Genomic DNA, 17,546 nt, shown 5'->3' with positions numbered 1-17,546 from the left:
CAGGGCTGTGAGGGCCGGCAGCAGAACTGCCAGCCCCGTCACAAATCCGCAGGGTCTGATTCGATCATCAAACCCGGTGGGGCTCAGGCGTCGGGCGTCTGATCTTTCGGTGCATCGGGTGCATCAACATCATCATCGGTCGCCACTTCACCGTCAGGGTTCAGTGCCGCTTCTTCAGCGGTTTGCTTCTTGCGCTGAAGCTTTTCCTCTTTCTTCTGTTCCTTTGCCAGGTCTCGTTGACGTTTGGCGAAGGAGTAATTGGGTTTGGCCATGGGCGATCCTCTGGGGTCGAAGGTGAGGTTGAGCGGCGCGTATTCTGCCCTGTATCGGTGTCCGGGGGTTAACCGGGTTTTTGGTCGACCCACTTGGGCGTGACGGTCGGCTGCCACTGATCGAGGGCGTCGAGCAGGGAATCTGGCGATTCGCTCACTTGCAGCATGTCACGGTGTGGCGCGCGAACGAAGCCTTCGCCGACGATATGATCGAGAAAAGCCGTGAGCTTGCTGTAGAAACCGTTCACTTCCAGCAGGCCCAAAGGCTTGCCGTGATAGCCGAGCTGGCCCCAGGTCCAGACTTCGAACAGCTCTTCCAGCGTGCCGAGGCCGCCGGGCAGGGCGATGAATGCATCGCTGAGTTCGGCCATCCGCGCCTTGCGCGCATGCATGCCGTCGACCACTTCCAGGCGCGTCAGGCTCTTGTGGCCGATCTCCTTGTCCATCAGGCTTTGCGGAATGATGCCGATCACTTCGCCGCCAGCCGCCAGCGCGGCATCAGCGACAATGCCCATCAAACCGACGGCACCACCGCCGTAGACCAGCGTCAGATTACGCTCGGCCAATGCCCGGCCGAGGGCCACGGCAGCTTCGGTGTAGGCCGGCACGGTACCGGCGTTGGCACCGCAAAACACACAAACGGATTTCAGCGACATGCGTTACTCCTGAGTCGATCAGTCGCACAGGGTAACGGCTGGCACGCTGCGCTCCAAGGACTAGACTTCGCGTTCGGGTGATTCAAAAGTACCGCTGGCGCCACAGGCGTAGGCGGCGAGCAAGCTGCACAACAGGCCGTTAAAGAACATGACTGGCACTCCGTTTCAGTAGGTGGACCGATCATAGGCCTGGCCCAACGAAATGGCCGTTAGATTGTGTCGATGAGTGTCATAGCCTGAAAGTTGTATACAATTTTTGACTCAAGTCATATGAACTTGCGATGATTTCAGGCAGTCTTTCCACCACTAGTGTTTTTGTTAACCCTGCCTTGGAGATTCACCATGTTTTCCAAAGTTGTTGCGGTATCCCTGCTGGCGCTGGCCAGCAGCCAATTGATGGCTGCCGAGTGCAAAACCACCGTTGATTCCACCGATCAGATGACCTTCAACACCAAGGAAATCGTGATCGACAAGAGCTGCAAGACCTTCACCGTCGAACTGACCCACTCCGGCAACCTGCCGAAGAACGTCATGGGTCATAACCTGGTGATCAGCAAAGAAGCTGACATGCAGCCGATCGCTACCGACGGCCTGGCAGCCGGTATCGACAAGAACTACCTGAAGGACGGCGACGCCCGCATCATCGCCCACACCAAGATCATCGGCGCCAAGGAAACCGACTCGGTGACCTTTGATGTGGCCAAAGTGGCTGACGGTGGCTACGGCTTCTTCTGCTCGTTCCCTGGGCACATCTCGATGATGAAAGGCACCATCGTCGTCAAGTGATTCAGATACAAAAAAAAGCGTCCCGAGGGGCGCTTTTTTTATTTGTGTAGGAGCTGCCGAAGGCTGCGATCTCTTGATCTTGATCTTGATCTTGATCTTGATCTTGATCTTGATCTTGATCTTGATCTTGATCTTGATCTTGATCTTGATCTTGATCTTGATCTTGATCTTGATCTTGATCTTGATCTTGATCTTGATCTTGATCTTGAATCTTCAAAGCAAGATCAAAAGATCGCAGCCTCGTTGCACTCGTCAGCTCCTACAGGCTCCTACAGGCTCCTGCAGGCATTTCCATACCTCAAGGCGCAAACGGCATGACCCGCTTGTGATGAGTCTTGTTGTACGTATCAACGATGATCTTCGCCGCCTCGTCCCGCACCGTTTCCCCGTGCAGAAACGCATCGATCTCGGCATAGGTCACGCCATGCGCTGCTTCGTCCGGTTTGCCCGGCGAAAGATCTTCCAGGTCTGCCGTCGGCACTTTCTCGACCAGCGTTTCCGGCGCGCCAAAGCTGCGGGCAATCGCACGCACTTGATTTTTCACCAGGCCGCTGAGCGGGGCGAGGTCGCAGGCGCCATCGCCGAACTTGGTGAAGAAACCCATCACCGCTTCCGCCGCGTGGTCGGTGCCAATCACCAGACCGCCCGCCACTCCGGCAATCGTGTACTGCGCGACCATGCGCATGCGCGCCTTGGTATTGCCCAGCACGAAATCCACCGACGCCGCCGGTTTGCCTTCGAACGCCGACACCTGAGCCGCCAGCGCCTTGACCGCCGGGCCGATGTTCACGGTGTGGATTTCGTCAGGGGCGATGCAGTCGAGCGAGGCCTTGGCGTCGTGCTCGTCGAACTGGGTTTCGTAGGGCAGGCGCACGGCGATGAATTTGTAGCGGTCGTCACCGGTTTTTTCGCGCAGTTCACGTACCGCGCGCTGGGCCAGGAGGCCGGCGGTCAGTGAATCGACGCCGCCGCTGATGCCCAGCACCAGGGTCTTGAGCCCGGAATTGACCAGACAATCCTGAATGAACGTCAGGCGCCGGGCGACTTCGGCCTGCAGGGCCTGGTCGTCGGCGAACGGTGGTTGCACCTTGAGCTGCTCAGCAATCTCACGCTGTACGGCTTGCATGAATTCACTCCTTGCTAGATAGACTGGATTCGGCAGGAACCTGAAACACATGTCGCAAATAGGCGACGAAATTCGGATCTTTGCAGTGGGTCTTGCCAGGCTCGTCGGAGATCTTCGCCACCGGCTGGCCGTTGCAGGCGGTCATTTTAAGCACGATGCTCATCGGTTCGACACCCGGGATATCGCAGGTGAAGTTGGTACCGATGCCGAAGCTCACATTGATGCGACCGTGCAGCGCGCGGAAAATCTCCAACGATTTCGGCAGGGTCAGACTGTCGGAGAACACAAGGGTCTTGCTCATCGGGTCGATGCCGAGCTTGTGGTAGTGCGCGATGCACTTTTCGCCCCACGCCACCGGGTCCCCGGAGTCATGGCGCAGACCGTCGAAGAGCTTGGCGAAGAACAGATCGAAATCGCCAAGAAACGCATCGGTAGTGATGCAGTCGGTGAGGGCGATGCCGAGCAGACCGCGATACTCGCGCACCCAGCAATCGAGCGCGGCGATCTGGCTGTCGATCAGGCGCGGGCCAAGTTGCTGATGGGCCATGATCCACTCGTGGGCCATGGTGCCCAGCGGTTTCATGTCCAGCTCGCGGGACAGATGTACGTTGCTGGTACCGACGAAACGCCCGGGGAAGTCATGCTTGAGGACGTTGACCACTTCGGCCTGGACGCCAAAGGAAAAGCGCCGGCGCGTGCCGAAATCGGCGACCTGCAGTTGCGACAGCTCATCGGCCGAGGCATTGGCGGTCAGCCAGTCGAACTTGCGATACAGCTGTTCGCGTGCCTGCTCCAGCGAGGTCTCCCGGTAGCGGTAGCGATTGCGCACTTCGCTGACGATCGCCAGCAGCGGCACTTCGTAGAGGATCACATGCAGCCATGGCCCGCGCAGACGGATGAACAGTTCTCCGTTCTCGATGCCGGTGTGCAGGTAGCGCAGGTTGAAGCGGAACAGGCCGAGGAAGCGCAGAAAATCCGGTTTGAGAAAGCTGATGCGCTCGAGAAAACTCAACTGATCGGCACTCAGGCTCAGCTCGGCCAGACGCTCGATCTGATGACGAATCTCGGCCAGATACGGACGCAGATCCTCGGCGTTGCGGCAACGGAACTCCCATTCGACTTCGACGTTGGGGTAGTTGTGCAGCACCGCCTGCATCATCGTCAGCTTGTAGAAGTCGGTGTCGAGCAGGTTCTGCACGATGCGATCGGCAAACACACTCTCGCTCATAAACGGGTCTCCAGTTGCGCCGCGCCCGGCGCGGTCTATATCGATGGCGCTAGTGGCGCATATCGGCGGTGGGGATTGCCAGCATTTTTTCAGAGCGCCGCAGATCCACTGTGGGAGCGAGCCTGCTCGCGAATGCGGTGTGTCAGTTAAAGATGATGTGGCTGACCCGACGCTTTCGCGAGCAGGCTCGCTCCCACAGGGATCCCGGTTGACCTCACACCGGGCTATCGATTTGTTCAAGCATCCATTTCACAAAATCGCGCACCTTCGGCACTTCCGCCGCGTGCTCCGGGTAGGCCAGGTAATAGGCATCGCTGCTGGGCATCGCATGCTGCCAGGGTATGACCAGTTTGCCTTCGGCCAATTCCTCTTCCACCAGAAACCGCGGCAGCAGCGCCACGCCACAGCCGACCTGGGCGGCGCGGATGCACATGTAAAAGGTTTCGAAACGCGGCCCGTGGTAGCTGTGTTCGGTGTGGTAGCCCTGACTGTCGAACCAGTCGTGCCAGGCCTGCGGTCGCGAGGCATTCTGCAGCAGCACCAGGTCGGTGAGTTGCGTCGGGTCAGTGAATGGCGTGTCCGGCAGGCTGCCCGGGGCGCAGACCGGTACCAGTTGTTCGCCGAACAATTTCAGGCATTCGGTGCCCGGACGCGAAGCCTGGCCGAAATAGAAAGCCAGATCGCTGCGCCCCTGCAACAGATCGTCGGCCTCCTGCTCGTTACACAGATCCAGATGAATCGACGGATGGCGCAGGCGCCAGCCTTTCAGGCGCGGCACCAGCCAACGGGCGCCGAAGGTCGACGGGGTGGAAACGCGCAGGACTTCGGTCTCGCCGCCGTAGGAACGCAGGTAATGCGTCGACATCTCCACTTGGCTGAGGATTTTTCTGACCTCGACCAGATACAAATCCCCGGCCGGCGTCATCTGCAAGCGCCGACGCACGCGGCGGAACAGCAAGTGCTGCAACAGTTCTTCAAGCTGCGCGACCTGTTTGCTCACCGCACTCTGGGTCAGGTTCAGCTCTTCGGCGGCGCGGGTAAAACTCAGGTGCCGGGTCACGGCCTCGAAGCATTGCAGCGCGGTGATCGAGGGCAAGTGGCGTTTGTTCAGCATGGCCAGTCCTTTTTCTTGTCTTTCGCTAGGCAGCATGAATAAACGGAATGATATCTGGCGTAAAGGTCGTTTGTTGCATCGCCGCAGTGAGGCTACAACTAAAGGCCTGCCCGGCCATGCGAAGGATGGCCGCACACATTCTGTTTTTGTTTGAGGAGAGACTGATGGTTGCCGCATTGCTTGATCGTCTGGGAGTCAACCCGGCCCTGTACCAGAACGGCAAAGTGCCGGTGCATTCACCCATCGATGGCAGCGAAATTGCCTCGGTGAACTGGGAAGGCGCTGCCGAAGTCGAGCAACACATCAGTCGCGCAGATCATGCATTCGAGCACTGGCGCAAGGTGCCGGCGCCGCGTCGCGGTGAGCTGGTGCGCCAGTTCGGCGAAGTGTTGCGCGAGTACAAAACCGACCTTGGCGAGCTGGTGTCGTGGGAGGCCGGCAAGATCACTCAGGAAGGCCTGGGTGAAGTACAGGAGATGATCGACATCTGCGACTTCGCCGTTGGCCTGTCGCGCCAGCTGTACGGTCTGACCATCGCCTCCGAGCGCCCGGGCCACCATATGCGTGAAACCTGGCATCCGCTCGGCGTGGTCGGCGTCATCAGCGCGTTCAACTTCCCGGTCGCAGTGTGGGCGTGGAACACCACCCTGGCGCTGGTCTGCGGCAACCCGGTGGTGTGGAAACCTTCGGAGAAAACTCCGCTGACCGCGCTGGCCTGTCAGGCGCTGTTCGATCGCGTAGTGAAAAATTTCAGCGATGCCCCGGCGAGCCTGTGCCAGGTGGTGATCGGCGGTCGCGATGCCGGCGAAGCGCTGGTCGATGATCCGCGTGTCGCGCTGATCAGCGCCACCGGCAGCACGCGCATGGGCCGCGAAGTGGCGCCGAAAGTCGCCGCGCGTTTCGCCCGCAGCATTCTTGAGCTGGGCGGCAACAACGCGATGATCCTCGGCCCGAGCGCCGATCTGGACATGGCAGTGCGCGCGATTCTGTTCAGCGCCGTCGGCACCGCCGGGCAACGCTGCACGACTTTGCGCCGTCTGATCGCCCATGAATCGGTCAAGGAAGAAATCGTCACTCGCCTCAAGGCTGCCTATTCGAAAGTACGCATCGGCCATCCGCTGGAAGGCAATCTGGTCGGCCCGCTGATCGACAAGCACAGCTTCGAAAACATGCAGGATGCGCTGGAACAGGCACTGAGCGAAGGTGGCCGGGTGTTCGGTGGCAAGCGTCAACTGGAAGAGCAATTCCCCAACGCCTACTACGTGTCGCCGGCCATCGTGGAAATGCCCGAGCAGAGCGACGTGGTCTGCAGCGAAACCTTCGCGCCGATTCTCTACGTGGTCGGCTACAGCGATTTCGAGGAAGCGCTGCGCCTGAACAACGCCGTGCCGCAAGGCCTGTCATCGTGCATCTTCACCACCGACGTGCGTGAGGCCGAGCGGTTCATGTCGGCGGTCGGCAGCGACTGCGGCATCGCCAACGTCAACATCGGCCCGAGCGGCGCGGAAATCGGCGGTGCCTTTGGTGGCGAGAAAGAGACCGGCGGCGGCCGTGAGTCCGGCTCCGATGCCTGGCGCGCGTACATGCGCCGGCAGACCAACACCGTCAACTACTCGCTGGAATTGCCTTTGGCGCAGGGCATTACATTCGATTAAGCAGCTACAAGCTTCAAGCTACAAGCGTCAAGCAGACCGGCTTGCAGCTTGTAGCTTGTGGCTTGCGGCTGCTCCGACAGGAGCTTGGCAATGCCGTTACGCGAAGAATGTCTGTGGGAAACGCTCACGCCACAACGCCCGGATAACGCCGCGCTCAGGGGCGAGGTCAAGGTCGATGTCTGCGTGATCGGCGCCGGGTTCACCGGGTTGTCGGCGGCGCTGCATCTGTTGGAAAAAGGTAAAAGCGTCTGCGTGCTGGAAGCGCATCGCGCAGGGCACGGTGGCTCCGGGCGCAATGTCGGGCTGGTCAACGCCGGCATGTGGATTCCTCCGGACGAGATCGAAGCCGGGTTCGGCGAGGCGGTCGGCAGTCAGCTCAACCGCATGCTCGGTGCGGCGCCGGCGCTGGTGTTCAGCCTTGTGGATAAATACGCCATCGATTGCCAATTGCGCCGCGAAGGCACTTTGCACATGGCGCATAACGCCAAGGGCGAGGCGGATCTGCGCAGTCGCGAGCAGCAATGGAAACGTCGTGGCGCGCCGGTCGAACTGCTGACCGGCAAGGCCTGCGAGCAAGCCACCGGCACGCAGAAAATCGCCGCCGCGTTGCTTGATCGCCGCGCCGGCACGCTCAATCCGATGGCCTATGTCACCGGGCTGGCCAATGCCGTGCGCGGGCCCGGCGGGCAGATGTTCGATCATTCGCCGGTGACTCGCCTCGAGCGCATCGGGCAGAACTGGTCGGTGCAAACCGCCCAGGGTTCGGTACTCGCCGAACAAGTGGTCATCGCCTCCAATGCTTACACCGAAGGCGACTGGACCGAACTCAAGCGCAATTTCTTTCCCGGTTATTACTACCAGGTCGCCTCGGTGCCGCTCAGCGAAGACGCTGCGCAGGAAATTCTCCCGGGCGGGCAGGGCTCGTGGGACACCCGTCAGGTATTGAGCAGCATCCGTCGCGACAAGGACGGGCGCCTGTTGCTTGGCAGCCTCGGCAATGGCAATCAAAAACCGACGTGGTTTCTCAAGGCCTGGGCTGATCGGGTGCAGCAGCATTACTTCCCCAATCTGAAGCCGGTCGAGTGGGAATGCACCTGGACCGGGCGCATTGCGTTTACCCCTGATCACCTGATGCGGCTGTTCGAGCCCGCGCCCGGACTGGTAGCCGTCACCGGTTATAACGGTCGCGGCGTCACCACCGGTACGGTGGTCGGCAAAGCCTTCGCCGATTACCTGTGCAACGGCGATCCGCAGGCACTGCCGATTCCCTTCGCACCGATGCAGCCCCTGGCCGGTGTGGGCTTGCGCAGTTGCCTGTACGAAGCCGGGTTTTCCCTGTATCACGCGGGCCAGTGCCTGCGCATCGTCATTTGAGTGTTGAAATTTGTTGCCGCAAGCGGCGCTTTTGCATCCAGCGACTAGCCTGTAATGGTGCGGGTTGTAGCAGTCCCGCACCAGCAGTGTGCAGTTCGGTGACGCGGGCTGTTACAGGCTGGTTGCACGTCGTTTGCCGCTGCGGTTGCAATGATGGCGCGTGCGGGTTGCGCCTGAAAAAACAAATGGTTTCACCTTCCGCGGTTTAGACGGTTGCACGCCCAATGAAAATGGGACCGAAACAGTCGAAATAACAACAACGCAGCGACTTTTTGAAGAATAAAAAACCGATGGCACGGGCCTTGCTCTGAGCTTTGAGTGAAGTGAAGTCGCAGTGCCAACTAAAAAAAACCTTGGAGCACCACCTCATGTCCCAGACGTTTTACAAGAAAGGCTTTCTGGCCCTCGCAGTCGCTACTGCGCTGGGTGTTTCTGCGTTTGCTCAAGCTGATATCAAGATCGGTGTAGCGGGTCCGATGACCGGTGCCAACGCGGCATTCGGCGAGCAGTACATGAAGGGTGCACAGGCGGCGGCCGATGCGGTCAACGCGGCGGGTGGCGTCAATGGGGAAAAAATCGTCCTGGTCAAAGGCGACGACGCCTGCGAACCGAAGCAGGCGGTGACGGTCGCCAAGGACCTCACCAACCAGAAAGTCGCCGGCGTGGTCGGGCACTTCTGCTCCTCGTCGACCATTCCAGCCTCGGAAATCTACGACGAAGCCGGGATCATCGCGATCACCCCGGGCTCGACCAACCCGCAAGTTACCGAGCGTGGCCTCAGCGCCATGTTCCGTATGTGCGGACGTGATGACCAGCAAGGCATCGTTGCCGGCGACTACATCGTCGACATGCTCAAGGGCAAGAAAGTCGTCGTGCTGCACGACAAGGACACCTACGGCCAAGGCCTGGCGGACGCCACCAAGGCTCAGCTGGAAAAACGCGGCGTCAAGCCTGTGCTGTACGAAGGCCTGACCCGTGGCGAGAAAGACTTCAGCACCATCGTCACCAAGATCCGTGGCGCCGGCGCCGATGTCGTCTATTTCGGCGGCCTGCATCCGGAAGCCGGTCCATTGGTTCGCCAGCTGCGCGAGCAGGGTCTGAAAGACGTCAAGTTCATGTCCGATGACGGCATCGTGACCGACGAGCTGGTGACCACCGCTGGCGGCCCGCAATTCACCGACGGCGTGCTGATGACCTTCGGCGCCGACCCGCGCCTGTTGCCTGAAAGCAAGACCGTAGTGGACGCGTTCCGCAAGGCCGGCACCGAGCCTGAAGGCTACACCCTGTACGCTTACGCCTCGGTTCAGACCCTGGCGGCAGCGTTCAATGGCGCCAAGTCCAACAAGGGTGAAGAGGCTGCGGCCTGGCTGAAGAAAAATCCGGTGAAAACCGTGATGGGCGAAAAAACCTGGGACTCCAAGGGCGACCTGAAAGTCTCCGACTACGTGGTTTACCAGTGGGACAAGGACGGCAAATACCACCAGCTGGAAAAGCAGAAGTAAGGGGTGAAGCGATCACTCGGCTCACTTGAAACCCTGTGGGAGCGAGCCTGCTCGCGAAGACGCACTGACAAACAACCTCTGCGTTGAATGTTCAACCGCTTTCGCGAGCAGGCTCGCTCCCACAAAGGGGTTCCGTGTGGTCAGGGCTGATCACGCTCCGACATTGCTCCGACGTACATCTGTATTTTTCCTAGAAGAACCGCGCACCCTTGGTGCGCAGGTTCTCACTGCGTGAGATTGCGTTATGGATGGTATTTTCCTGCAGCAACTGGTCAATGGCCTGACCCTCGGGTCGGTCTATGGCCTGATCGCCATCGGCTACACAATGGTCTACGGCATCATCGGCATGATCAACTTCGCCCACGGCGAGGTTTACATGATTTCCGCTTACCTGGCGGCAATCAGTCTGGCTCTGCTGGCTTACTTCGGTATCGAATCCTTCCCGCTGCTGATGCTCGGCACGCTGATCTTCACCATCGTCGTCACGGCGGTATATGGCTGGGTCATCGAGCGTGTTGCCTACAAACCCCTGCGTAACTCGACCCGCTTGGCGCCGCTGATCAGCGCTATCGGTATTTCGCTGATTCTGCAGAACTACGCACAGATCGCTCAGGGCGCCAAACAACAGGGCGTGCCTACGCTGCTGACCGGTGCCTGGCGTGTTGAAGTCGGTACCGGCTTCGTACAACTGACCTACACCAAAGTCTTCATCCTGATCGCCGCGTTTGTCGGCATGGGGCTGCTGACCTACGTCATCAAATACACCAAGCTTGGCCGCATGTGCCGTGCGACCCAGCAAGACCGCAAGATGGCCTCGATCCTGGGGATCAACACCGACCGGGTGATTTCCTATGTGTTCATCATCGGTGCAGCCATGGCCGCACTGGCCGGTGTGCTGATCACCATGAACTACGGCACGTTCGACTTCTATGCCGGCTTCATCATCGGCATCAAGGCGTTCACCGCAGCGGTTCTGGGCGGCATCGGTTCATTGCCCGGCGCGATGCTCGGCGGGATCATCCTTGGCATCTCCGAGTCGCTGTTCTCCGGTCTGGTCAACTCCGACTACAAAGACGTGTTCAGTTTCTCGCTGCTCGTCCTCGTACTGGTCTTCCGGCCGCAGGGCCTGTTGGGCCGTCCTCTTGTGTCGAAGGTGTAAGCGATGTCTGCAACCACTGAAAAATCCATCGATATCAAAAAAAGTCTGGTCGAGGCGATTCTTGCCGGCCTGATTGCGCTGATCGTGTTCGGGCCGATTGTCGGCGTGGTTCTCGACGGCTACAGCTTCAACCTCGAGGCGACTCGCGTGGCGTGGATCATTGCCATCGTCATGGCCGGTCGCTTTGCCCTCAGCCTGTTCCTGCAAACCCCCAAGGGCCTGAAGATCCTCGACGGGTTCGAGAGCAGCGGTTCCGGCGTGCACGTGCTGCCGGCGGACTACAAATCGCGGCTGCGCTGGATCATCCCGCTGATTATCGTGCTGGCGATCATCGTGCCGTTTGTTTCCAACTCCTACCTGCTCGGCGTGGTCATCCTCGGGTTGATCTACGTGCTGCTGGGGCTGGGGCTGAACATCGTGGTCGGTCTGGCCGGGCTGCTCGATCTCGGTTACGTGGCGTTCTACGCCATCGGTGCCTACGGTCTGGCTTTGGGTTATCAATATCTGGGTCTGGGTTTCTGGACCGTGCTGCCGCTGGCGGCAATCACCGCAGGCCTGGCCGGCTGCATTCTCGGTTTCCCGGTGTTGCGTCTGCACGGTGACTATCTGGCGATCGTGACCCTGGGCTTCGGCGAAATCATTCGTCTGGTGCTGAACAACTGGCTGTCCCTGACCGGCGGCCCGAACGGCATGCCGGCGCCACTGCCGACGTTCTTCGGCCTGGAGTTCGGCAAGCGGGCGAAGGATGGCGGAGTACCGTTCCATGAGTTCTTCGGTCTGACCTACAACCCCGACGTGAAGTATTACTTCATCTACGCAGTGCTGTTCCTGGTGGTGCTGGCGGTGTTGTACGTCAAGCATCGGCTGGTGAAGATGCCGGTGGGTCGCGCCTGGGAAGCCCTGCGTGAAGATGAAATCGCCTGCCGTTCGATGGGCCTCAACCACGTACTGGTCAAGCTCTCGGCGTTCACCATCGGTGCGTCGACGGCGGGTCTGGCCGGGGTGTTCTTCGCCACCTATCAAGGCTTCGTCAACCCGACCTCGTTCACCTTCTTCGAATCGGCGCTGATCCTCGCCATCGTCGTGCTCGGCGGCATGGGCTCGACCATTGGCGTAGTCATCGCCGCATTCGTGCTCACCGTCGCTCCGGAACTGCTGCGCGGCTTCGCTGAATACCGCGTGCTGCTGTTCGGCATCCTGATGGTGTTGATGATGATCTGGCGACCACGCGGGCTGATCCGCATCAGCCGCACCGGGGTCAAACCACGCAAAGGTGCCATTCACTACGAGAGGACTGCGCCATGAGTGAAGTCGTACTCTCTGTTGAAAAACTGATGATGCATTTCGGTGGCATCAAGGCTTTGAGCGATGTCAGCCTGAAGGTCAAACGCAATTCGATCTTCGCCCTGATCGGACCCAATGGCGCCGGCAAGACCACGGTGTTCAACTGCCTGACCGGTTTCTACAAGGCCACAGGTGGCAAGATCGAACTCAATGTGCGCGGCCAGCAGACCAACGTCATCCAGTTGCTGGGCGAGTCGTTCAAACCGACTGATTTCGTCTCGCCGAAATCCTTCCTCAGCCGCATGTACTACAAGATGTTCGGCGGTACTCACCTGGTGAACCGTGCCGGTCTCGCCCGTACGTTCCAGAACATTCGCCTGTTCAAGGAAATGTCGGTGCTGGAAAACCTGCTGGTGGCGCAGCACATGTGGGTCAACCGCAACATGCTCGCCGGTATTCTCAATACCAAGGGCTATCGCGAGGCCGAGAGCGATGCGCTGGATGTCGCGTTCTACTGGCTGGAAGTGGTCGATCTGGTCGACTGCGCCAACCGTCTCGCCGGTGAACTCTCGTACGGCCAACAACGCCGTCTGGAGATCGCTCGGGCCATGTGCACGCGGCCGCAGATCATCTGCCTCGACGAACCGGCCGCCGGCCTCAATCCTCAGGAAACCGAAGCGCTCAGCGCGATGATCCGGCTGCTGCGCGACGAGCACGATCTGACCGTGGTGCTGATCGAACACGACATGGGCATGGTCATGAGCATTTCCGATCACATCGTGGTTCTTGACCACGGCATCGTCATCGCCGAAGGCGGGCCGGAAGCGATCCGCAATGATCCGAAAGTGATCGCGGCCTATCTGGGCGCCGACGAAGAGGAGCTGGTATGAGTCAACCGATCCTCGAACTGCGCAATCTGGACGTGTTCTACGGCCCCATCCAGGCGCTCAAAGGCGTTTCACTGCAAATCAACGAAGGCGAGACCGTCAGCCTGATCGGCTCCAACGGTGCCGGCAAGTCGACCTTGCTGATGTCGATCTTCGGCCAGCCACGGGCGGCGGGCGGGCAGATTCTGTATCAGGGCGTCGACATTACCCACAAGTCCTCGCACTACATCGCCTCCAACGGCATCGCGCAGTCACCGGAAGGGCGGCGGGTGTTCCCCGACATGACCGTCGAGGAGAACCTGCTGATGGGCACCATCCCGATTGGCGACAAGTATGCCAAAGAGGACATGCAGCGCATGTTCGAGCTGTTTCCACGGCTTGAAGAGCGACGCAATCAGCGGGCGATGACCATGTCTGGCGGTGAACAGCAGATGCTCGCCATCGCCCGTGCGCTGATGAGCCGGCCGAAGCTGTTGCTGCTCGATGAACCGAGCCTGGGCCTGGCACCGATCGTGGTGAAGCAGATTTTCGCCACGCTGCGCGAGCTGGCGAAAACCGGGATGACGATTTTCCTCGTCGAGCAGAACGCTAACCATGCGTTGAAGCTGTCGGACCGGGCGTATGTGATGGTCAACGGCGAGATTCGCCTGACCGGCACCGGTAAAGAACTGTTGGTGAATGAGGAGGTGCGTAACGCCTATCTGGGCGGGCACTGATTCTTCTCGCGGTTGTACACAGCCCCGGCGACGAGAGTCCCGGGGCTTTTTTATTTTTTGGAATCCACCACAGGTAAATTGGTTAATTCCCGAAATTGTGGAAAACAAATTCCCCAAGCTGCCAAAGCGCGACATATAGACGCTGCAAATAGCTGTTTTTCCACAGCTTTGACTTGTCCCCGGTTACTGTGGAACTGGCTGTGAATAACGTGGGTGTATATGGTTGCAGGCCTTGTAATCCGTGGTCTCCAGGCTTGTGATTGTTTTTTGATCAGTCAGTTTCAGGCAGGCGTGAGGCGCCATTGTCAACCTTTTTATAGCGCATCCAGGTCGGGTAGTTTCGTGGGTAAAAGCCTGTGGATAAGTCTGTGACTAAACTCTGGAAAGACCTCGCGGAGCGCCGTAATTGCTGGCCTCGCGCAATCACCCGGTTGCACCATCCGTCGTGCAAAATGCCCTGTCCCGCACATCCCCCGCCTCACGGTCAAGCAAAAAACTTTCCATTTCGCCCGCAAAGCCTTGTGTGGCGCGGATTTGCGCGTTTGCACTTGCCCCCGGAAACTGTGGAGCAGACTGTGGATAACATGCGTGCACATGGCTACAGGCCACGCTGGCTATGGCCTAGGCAGGTCTGGTTGATTTTTGTACAGCTGGCAAGTGTTGCCCGTATTCGCGAGGGCGGGCATGCTGCCTGCTGATTTTCTATTCCAAGGGCTGCCGTGGCGGCCGAAGCAAGGAGAACACGATGTCCGACACCCTGTTTATCACCGGCGCGACGTCCGGTTTTGGTGAAGCCTGTGCCCGGCGTTTTGCCGAGGCTGGCTGGAAGCTGGTCCTGACCGGCCGTCGTGAAGAACGCCTCAATGCCCTCTGCGCAGAACTGTCGAAGCAGACCGAAGTGCATGGTCTGGTCCTCGATGTGCGCGATCGCAAGGCGATGGAGGAGGCAATCGCCAACCTGCCGCCGTCGTTTGCCAAACTCCGTGGCCTGATCAACAACGCTGGCCTGGCGCTCGGCGTCGACCCGGCGCCGAAGTGCGATCTGGATGACTGGGACACCATGGTCGACACCAACGTCAAAGGCCTGATGTACGCCACCCGCCTGCTGCTGCCTCGGCTGATCGCCCACGGCCGTGGCGCCGGTATCGTCAACCTCGGTTCCATCGCCGGCAACTATCCGTACCCGGGCAGCCACGTGTACGGCGCGAGCAAAGCCTTCGTCAAACAGTTCTCGCTGAACCTGCGTTGCGACCTGCAGGGCACTGGCGTGCGGGTCAGCAATATCGAGCCCGGCTTGTGCGAAAGCGAGTTCTCGCTGGTGCGTTTTGCCGGTGATCAGGAACGCTACAACGCCACTTACGCCGGCGCCGAGCCGATCCAGCCGCAGGACATCGCCGAGACGATTTTCTGGGTGATGAACACCCCGGCGCACATCAACATCAACAGCCTGGAACTGATGCCGGTGAGCCAGACCTGGGCCGGGTTTGCCATCGAGCGTAACAAGGCTTGATACCGCGCTGAGGCCATTCGCGAGCAGGCTCGCTCCCACATTTTCAAGTGCGGTGCCTGTGGGAGCGAGCCTGCTCGCGAAAAGGCCGGCATAGGCAAAACAAGTCGATAAGCTAAACTCCTCACTCAACCATCACGCCGCACCCCGCGGCGCTCAAGGTTTCATGAGGCGTTCAAGTGAGTAACCGAGGTGAGCAGGCACTGCTCAAACAATCGACGCTGCTGATGCTGGCGGTGTCGATTGCCGGGATCGTCACCGGTTTTGTTTCAGGTTCGCAATCCATCCTGTTCGATGGCTTTTTTTCGCTGATCGCGACATTCATCAAAATCCTGATGCTGATCACCGCCCGGCTGATTGCCAAGCAAAGCAATCAGCGTTTCCAGTTCGGCTTCTGGCATCTGGAGCCGATGGTGTTGCTGATCGAGGGCAGCTTCCTGCTGTTGATCGCCATCTACGCCTTTCTCAACGGCGTGTTCGGCATCATCAATGGTGGTCGCGATATCGAGTTGGGTCTGGTGATCGTCTATGCGGCGGTGTTTACCGTCGTCGAGTTCGCCTACTTCTTTTACGTGCGCCGGCGTAATCGTACGCTCAAATCCAGCCTCATCCAGTTCGACAACATCAGTTGGCTGGTCGACGCGATGCTCTCGGTGGGGTTGTTGATCAGTTTCCTCGCCGCGCTGCTGCTCAAGTCCCAGGGCTATGGCGAGTGGGCGGTGTATGTCGACCCGCTGATCCTCATCGTACTGGCGCTGACCATGCTGCCCCCGGCGTTCAAAATCCTCGGCCCGGCGTTGCGTGATGTGCTGGGTATTGCCCCGGACACTCTGGATGAGCAGGTCAGGCAGGTCATGGAGGTGGCGAAGGTCGAGCATGGTTTCGACGATTACGTGTCCTACGTGCAAAAGCACGGTCGGGCGCGGTTCATCGAAATTCATGTGGTGTTGCCGGCGGAGTATCCGCTGCGCAATGTCGCGCAGCTGGATGCGCTACGTGAGCAGATATCGGCGCAGTTGGGCGAGCCGGATGCGGCGAGGTGGCTGACGATCAGCTTCACCGGGGACAAGAAGTGGATTGCCTGATCTGATCCGGATGTCTGCTGAGAACACAGTAACCCTCTAGCCCCAAATCCTGCTTTGCACGAGTCAGCGAAGATATTCAGCCAGTCCGCTATAACAAGTCGCCAAATGATAAGGCGTGGTCGAAGGCATGTCCTTGCGGCTGAGCTCTCCATTCTCATCGCGACACTCATGCCAGCCGCCGGCATGCAGAAACCGCTGCTGCAACGCCTGCAACTGGCGCAGCACTACCGCTTCGCTGTCCGCCCGCAAGGTCAGAGCGCGCAGGTATTCGGCCTGAGCCCAGATCCGCTGGGTCGAATCCCTTGGCCGGCCATTGCTTTCCAGATCAAGCATCGCCCGCACCGCGCCGCAGGACTCCAGCACGCCGTACTGCTCGGTGAAGGCAAATGCCCGATCCAGCGCCCGGTGCAGTTTCGAGTCGCGCAACAGCGCCGACGATTCGAGCAGGAAATACCATTCGAACTGGTGCCCCGGTTCGTACCAGTTATCCACAGCCCCCAGTGGCTTCTCCATCAATACGCCATATTGCGGATCGACGAATTGCTTGTGCATGGCTGTGCATAACTCAAGCAGGGCCTTCTGCGTCTGCGGGTCTTCGCGCACCGCCAGAGTGGCGAGGAAGGCTTCGGCCAAGTGCATCAGTGGATTTTGCAGTGGGCCGGTTTGCAGGGTGAGCCAATCACGCTCAAGGCAGGCTTCGTACAAACCGTCGCCAGTGGCGAATCGGCGGCCGATGATTTCCAGCGCGGCGTTCAATGTCGACTCGGCCAGGGAATCCCGGGACTTGTCCCAGTAATGCGCGCAGGCAAAGAGGATGAAGGCGTGGGTGTAGAGATCCTTGCGCTGGTCCAGCGGCTTGCCCTGTGCGTCGATGCTGTAGAACCAGCCGCCGTGCTCGGCATCATGGAAATGCCGTTGCAGGGAACGGAACAACGCGGCGGCGCGGACTTCGGCGTTATCCACAACCCCGATCAGGCTGGAGAACAGATACAGCTGGCGTGCGCAGGCCATCGCCCGATAGCGTTGCGCTGGCAGCGGTTGATGCGCGGCATCCAGCGCCTCGTACGGCAACGCCATGTCGGCATTCCAGCCCGGGCCTTGCCACAGTGGCACGATCACGTCGAGGAAGTGCTGCTGCACTTGGCCAAACAGGGCGGTCAATTCGGGCAGGGCGGTGGAGCGGGAAGCGTGGGGC

At 59.6% G+C, this 17,546-nt stretch carries 17 protein-coding genes; 10 read left to right on the top strand and 7 right to left on the bottom strand.

Annotated elements, in window-relative coordinates:
• Positions 1-83: 83 nt before the first annotated feature.
• Both J5M66_RS07265 and J5M66_RS07260 read right to left on the bottom strand, forming a co-directional pair.
• A complete protein-coding gene (locus tag J5M66_RS07265) occupies positions 84-272 on the bottom strand; it encodes a hypothetical protein (protein ID WP_160769183.1) in 189 nt (62 codons plus the stop codon).
• Positions 273-340: 68 nt separating this feature from the next.
• Positions 341-928: a TIGR00730 family Rossman fold protein gene (locus J5M66_RS07260; protein ID WP_024011379.1), complete on the bottom strand. Its 588-nt coding sequence runs from the start codon at positions 926-928 to the stop codon at positions 341-343.
• A 342-nt stretch (positions 929-1,270) separates the two neighbouring features.
• Between J5M66_RS07260 and azu the strand changes: the two genes are divergently transcribed.
• A complete protein-coding gene (azu, locus tag J5M66_RS07255; protein WP_122610370.1) occupies positions 1,271-1,714 on the top strand; it encodes an azurin in 444 nt (147 codons plus the stop codon).
• 1 nt (position 1,715) lies between these two features.
• Here azu and J5M66_RS07250 read toward each other — a convergent pair whose 3' ends face one another.
• The 4 genes from J5M66_RS07250 to J5M66_RS07235 form a co-directional block, all read right to left on the bottom strand.
• Positions 1,716-1,931, bottom strand: coding sequence for a hypothetical protein (locus J5M66_RS07250; protein ID WP_207817484.1), 216 nt, complete (start codon positions 1,929-1,931; stop codon positions 1,716-1,718).
• An 81-nt stretch (positions 1,932-2,012) separates the two neighbouring features.
• Positions 2,013-2,840: an ammonia-dependent NAD(+) synthetase gene (gene nadE / locus J5M66_RS07245; RefSeq protein ID WP_016771924.1), complete on the bottom strand. Its 828-nt coding sequence runs from the start codon at positions 2,838-2,840 to the stop codon at positions 2,013-2,015.
• 4 nt (positions 2,841-2,844) lie between these two features.
• Complete coding sequence (gene pncB, locus J5M66_RS07240) at positions 2,845-4,068, bottom strand: nicotinate phosphoribosyltransferase (protein WP_122601486.1); 1,224 nt, start codon at positions 4,066-4,068, stop codon at positions 2,845-2,847.
• 214 nt (positions 4,069-4,282) lie between these two features.
• Positions 4,283-5,182, bottom strand: a complete 900-nt coding sequence (locus tag J5M66_RS07235; protein ID WP_071174249.1) for a LysR family transcriptional regulator — start codon at positions 5,180-5,182, stop codon at positions 4,283-4,285.
• Between the two features lie 164 nt (positions 5,183-5,346).
• Here J5M66_RS07235 and J5M66_RS07230 point away from each other — a divergent pair, with 164 nt between their 5' ends.
• The 9 genes from J5M66_RS07230 to J5M66_RS07190 all read left to right on the top strand — a co-directional run bounded on the left by J5M66_RS07230 (position 5,347) and on the right by J5M66_RS07190 (position 16,351).
• Positions 5,347-6,837 (top strand): aldehyde dehydrogenase family protein, encoded by a 1,491-nt coding sequence (locus J5M66_RS07230; RefSeq protein WP_207809652.1) that lies wholly within the window; start codon positions 5,347-5,349, stop codon positions 6,835-6,837.
• A 90-nt stretch (positions 6,838-6,927) separates the two neighbouring features.
• Positions 6,928-8,211 (top strand): FAD-binding oxidoreductase, encoded by a 1,284-nt coding sequence (locus J5M66_RS07225; protein WP_207809655.1) that lies wholly within the window; start codon positions 6,928-6,930, stop codon positions 8,209-8,211.
• A 368-nt stretch (positions 8,212-8,579) separates the two neighbouring features.
• The gene (locus J5M66_RS07220) at positions 8,580-9,713 is read left to right on the top strand and encodes an ABC transporter substrate-binding protein (RefSeq protein WP_016771919.1); all 1,134 of its coding nucleotides are present in this window, start codon (positions 8,580-8,582) and stop codon (positions 9,711-9,713) included.
• A 244-nt stretch (positions 9,714-9,957) separates the two neighbouring features.
• On the top strand, positions 9,958-10,872 hold the full coding sequence (locus J5M66_RS07215; RefSeq protein WP_016771918.1) for a branched-chain amino acid ABC transporter permease: 915 nt from the start codon (positions 9,958-9,960) through the stop codon (positions 10,870-10,872).
• 3 nt (positions 10,873-10,875) lie between these two features.
• Entirely contained in the window at positions 10,876-12,177 is a 1,302-nt protein-coding gene (gene livM, locus J5M66_RS07210) for a high-affinity branched-chain amino acid ABC transporter permease LivM (protein ID WP_016771917.1), read from the top strand.
• Positions 12,174-13,046 (top strand): ATP-binding cassette domain-containing protein, encoded by an 873-nt coding sequence (locus tag J5M66_RS07205; protein WP_207809657.1) that lies wholly within the window; start codon positions 12,174-12,176, stop codon positions 13,044-13,046. Before livM ends, J5M66_RS07205 begins: the two co-directional genes overlap by 4 nt.
• Positions 13,043-13,759, top strand: coding sequence for an ABC transporter ATP-binding protein (locus tag J5M66_RS07200; protein WP_076565449.1), 717 nt, complete (start codon positions 13,043-13,045; stop codon positions 13,757-13,759). The genes J5M66_RS07205 and J5M66_RS07200 overlap by 4 nt, the downstream gene beginning before the upstream one ends.
• Before the next feature lie 745 nt (positions 13,760-14,504).
• Positions 14,505-15,269 (top strand): SDR family oxidoreductase, encoded by a 765-nt coding sequence (locus J5M66_RS07195; protein WP_016771914.1) that lies wholly within the window; start codon positions 14,505-14,507, stop codon positions 15,267-15,269.
• Between the two features lie 176 nt (positions 15,270-15,445).
• On the top strand, positions 15,446-16,351 hold the full coding sequence (locus J5M66_RS07190) for a cation diffusion facilitator family transporter (protein WP_123443931.1): 906 nt from the start codon (positions 15,446-15,448) through the stop codon (positions 16,349-16,351).
• A 63-nt stretch (positions 16,352-16,414) separates the two neighbouring features.
• Here J5M66_RS07190 and J5M66_RS07185 read toward each other — a convergent pair.
• Positions 16,415-17,546 (bottom strand): AGE family epimerase/isomerase (locus J5M66_RS07185; RefSeq protein ID WP_207817483.1); only part of this gene is annotated, 1,132 nt, incomplete at its 5' end.

Origin of the sequence: Pseudomonas sp. 67(2021) (genome assembly GCF_017491835.1) — a bacterium.
GTDB classification, from domain to species: Bacteria; Pseudomonadota; Gammaproteobacteria; order Pseudomonadales; family Pseudomonadaceae; genus Aquipseudomonas; species Aquipseudomonas atacamensis.
This window is presented reverse-complemented; position numbering and strand designations above follow the sequence as displayed.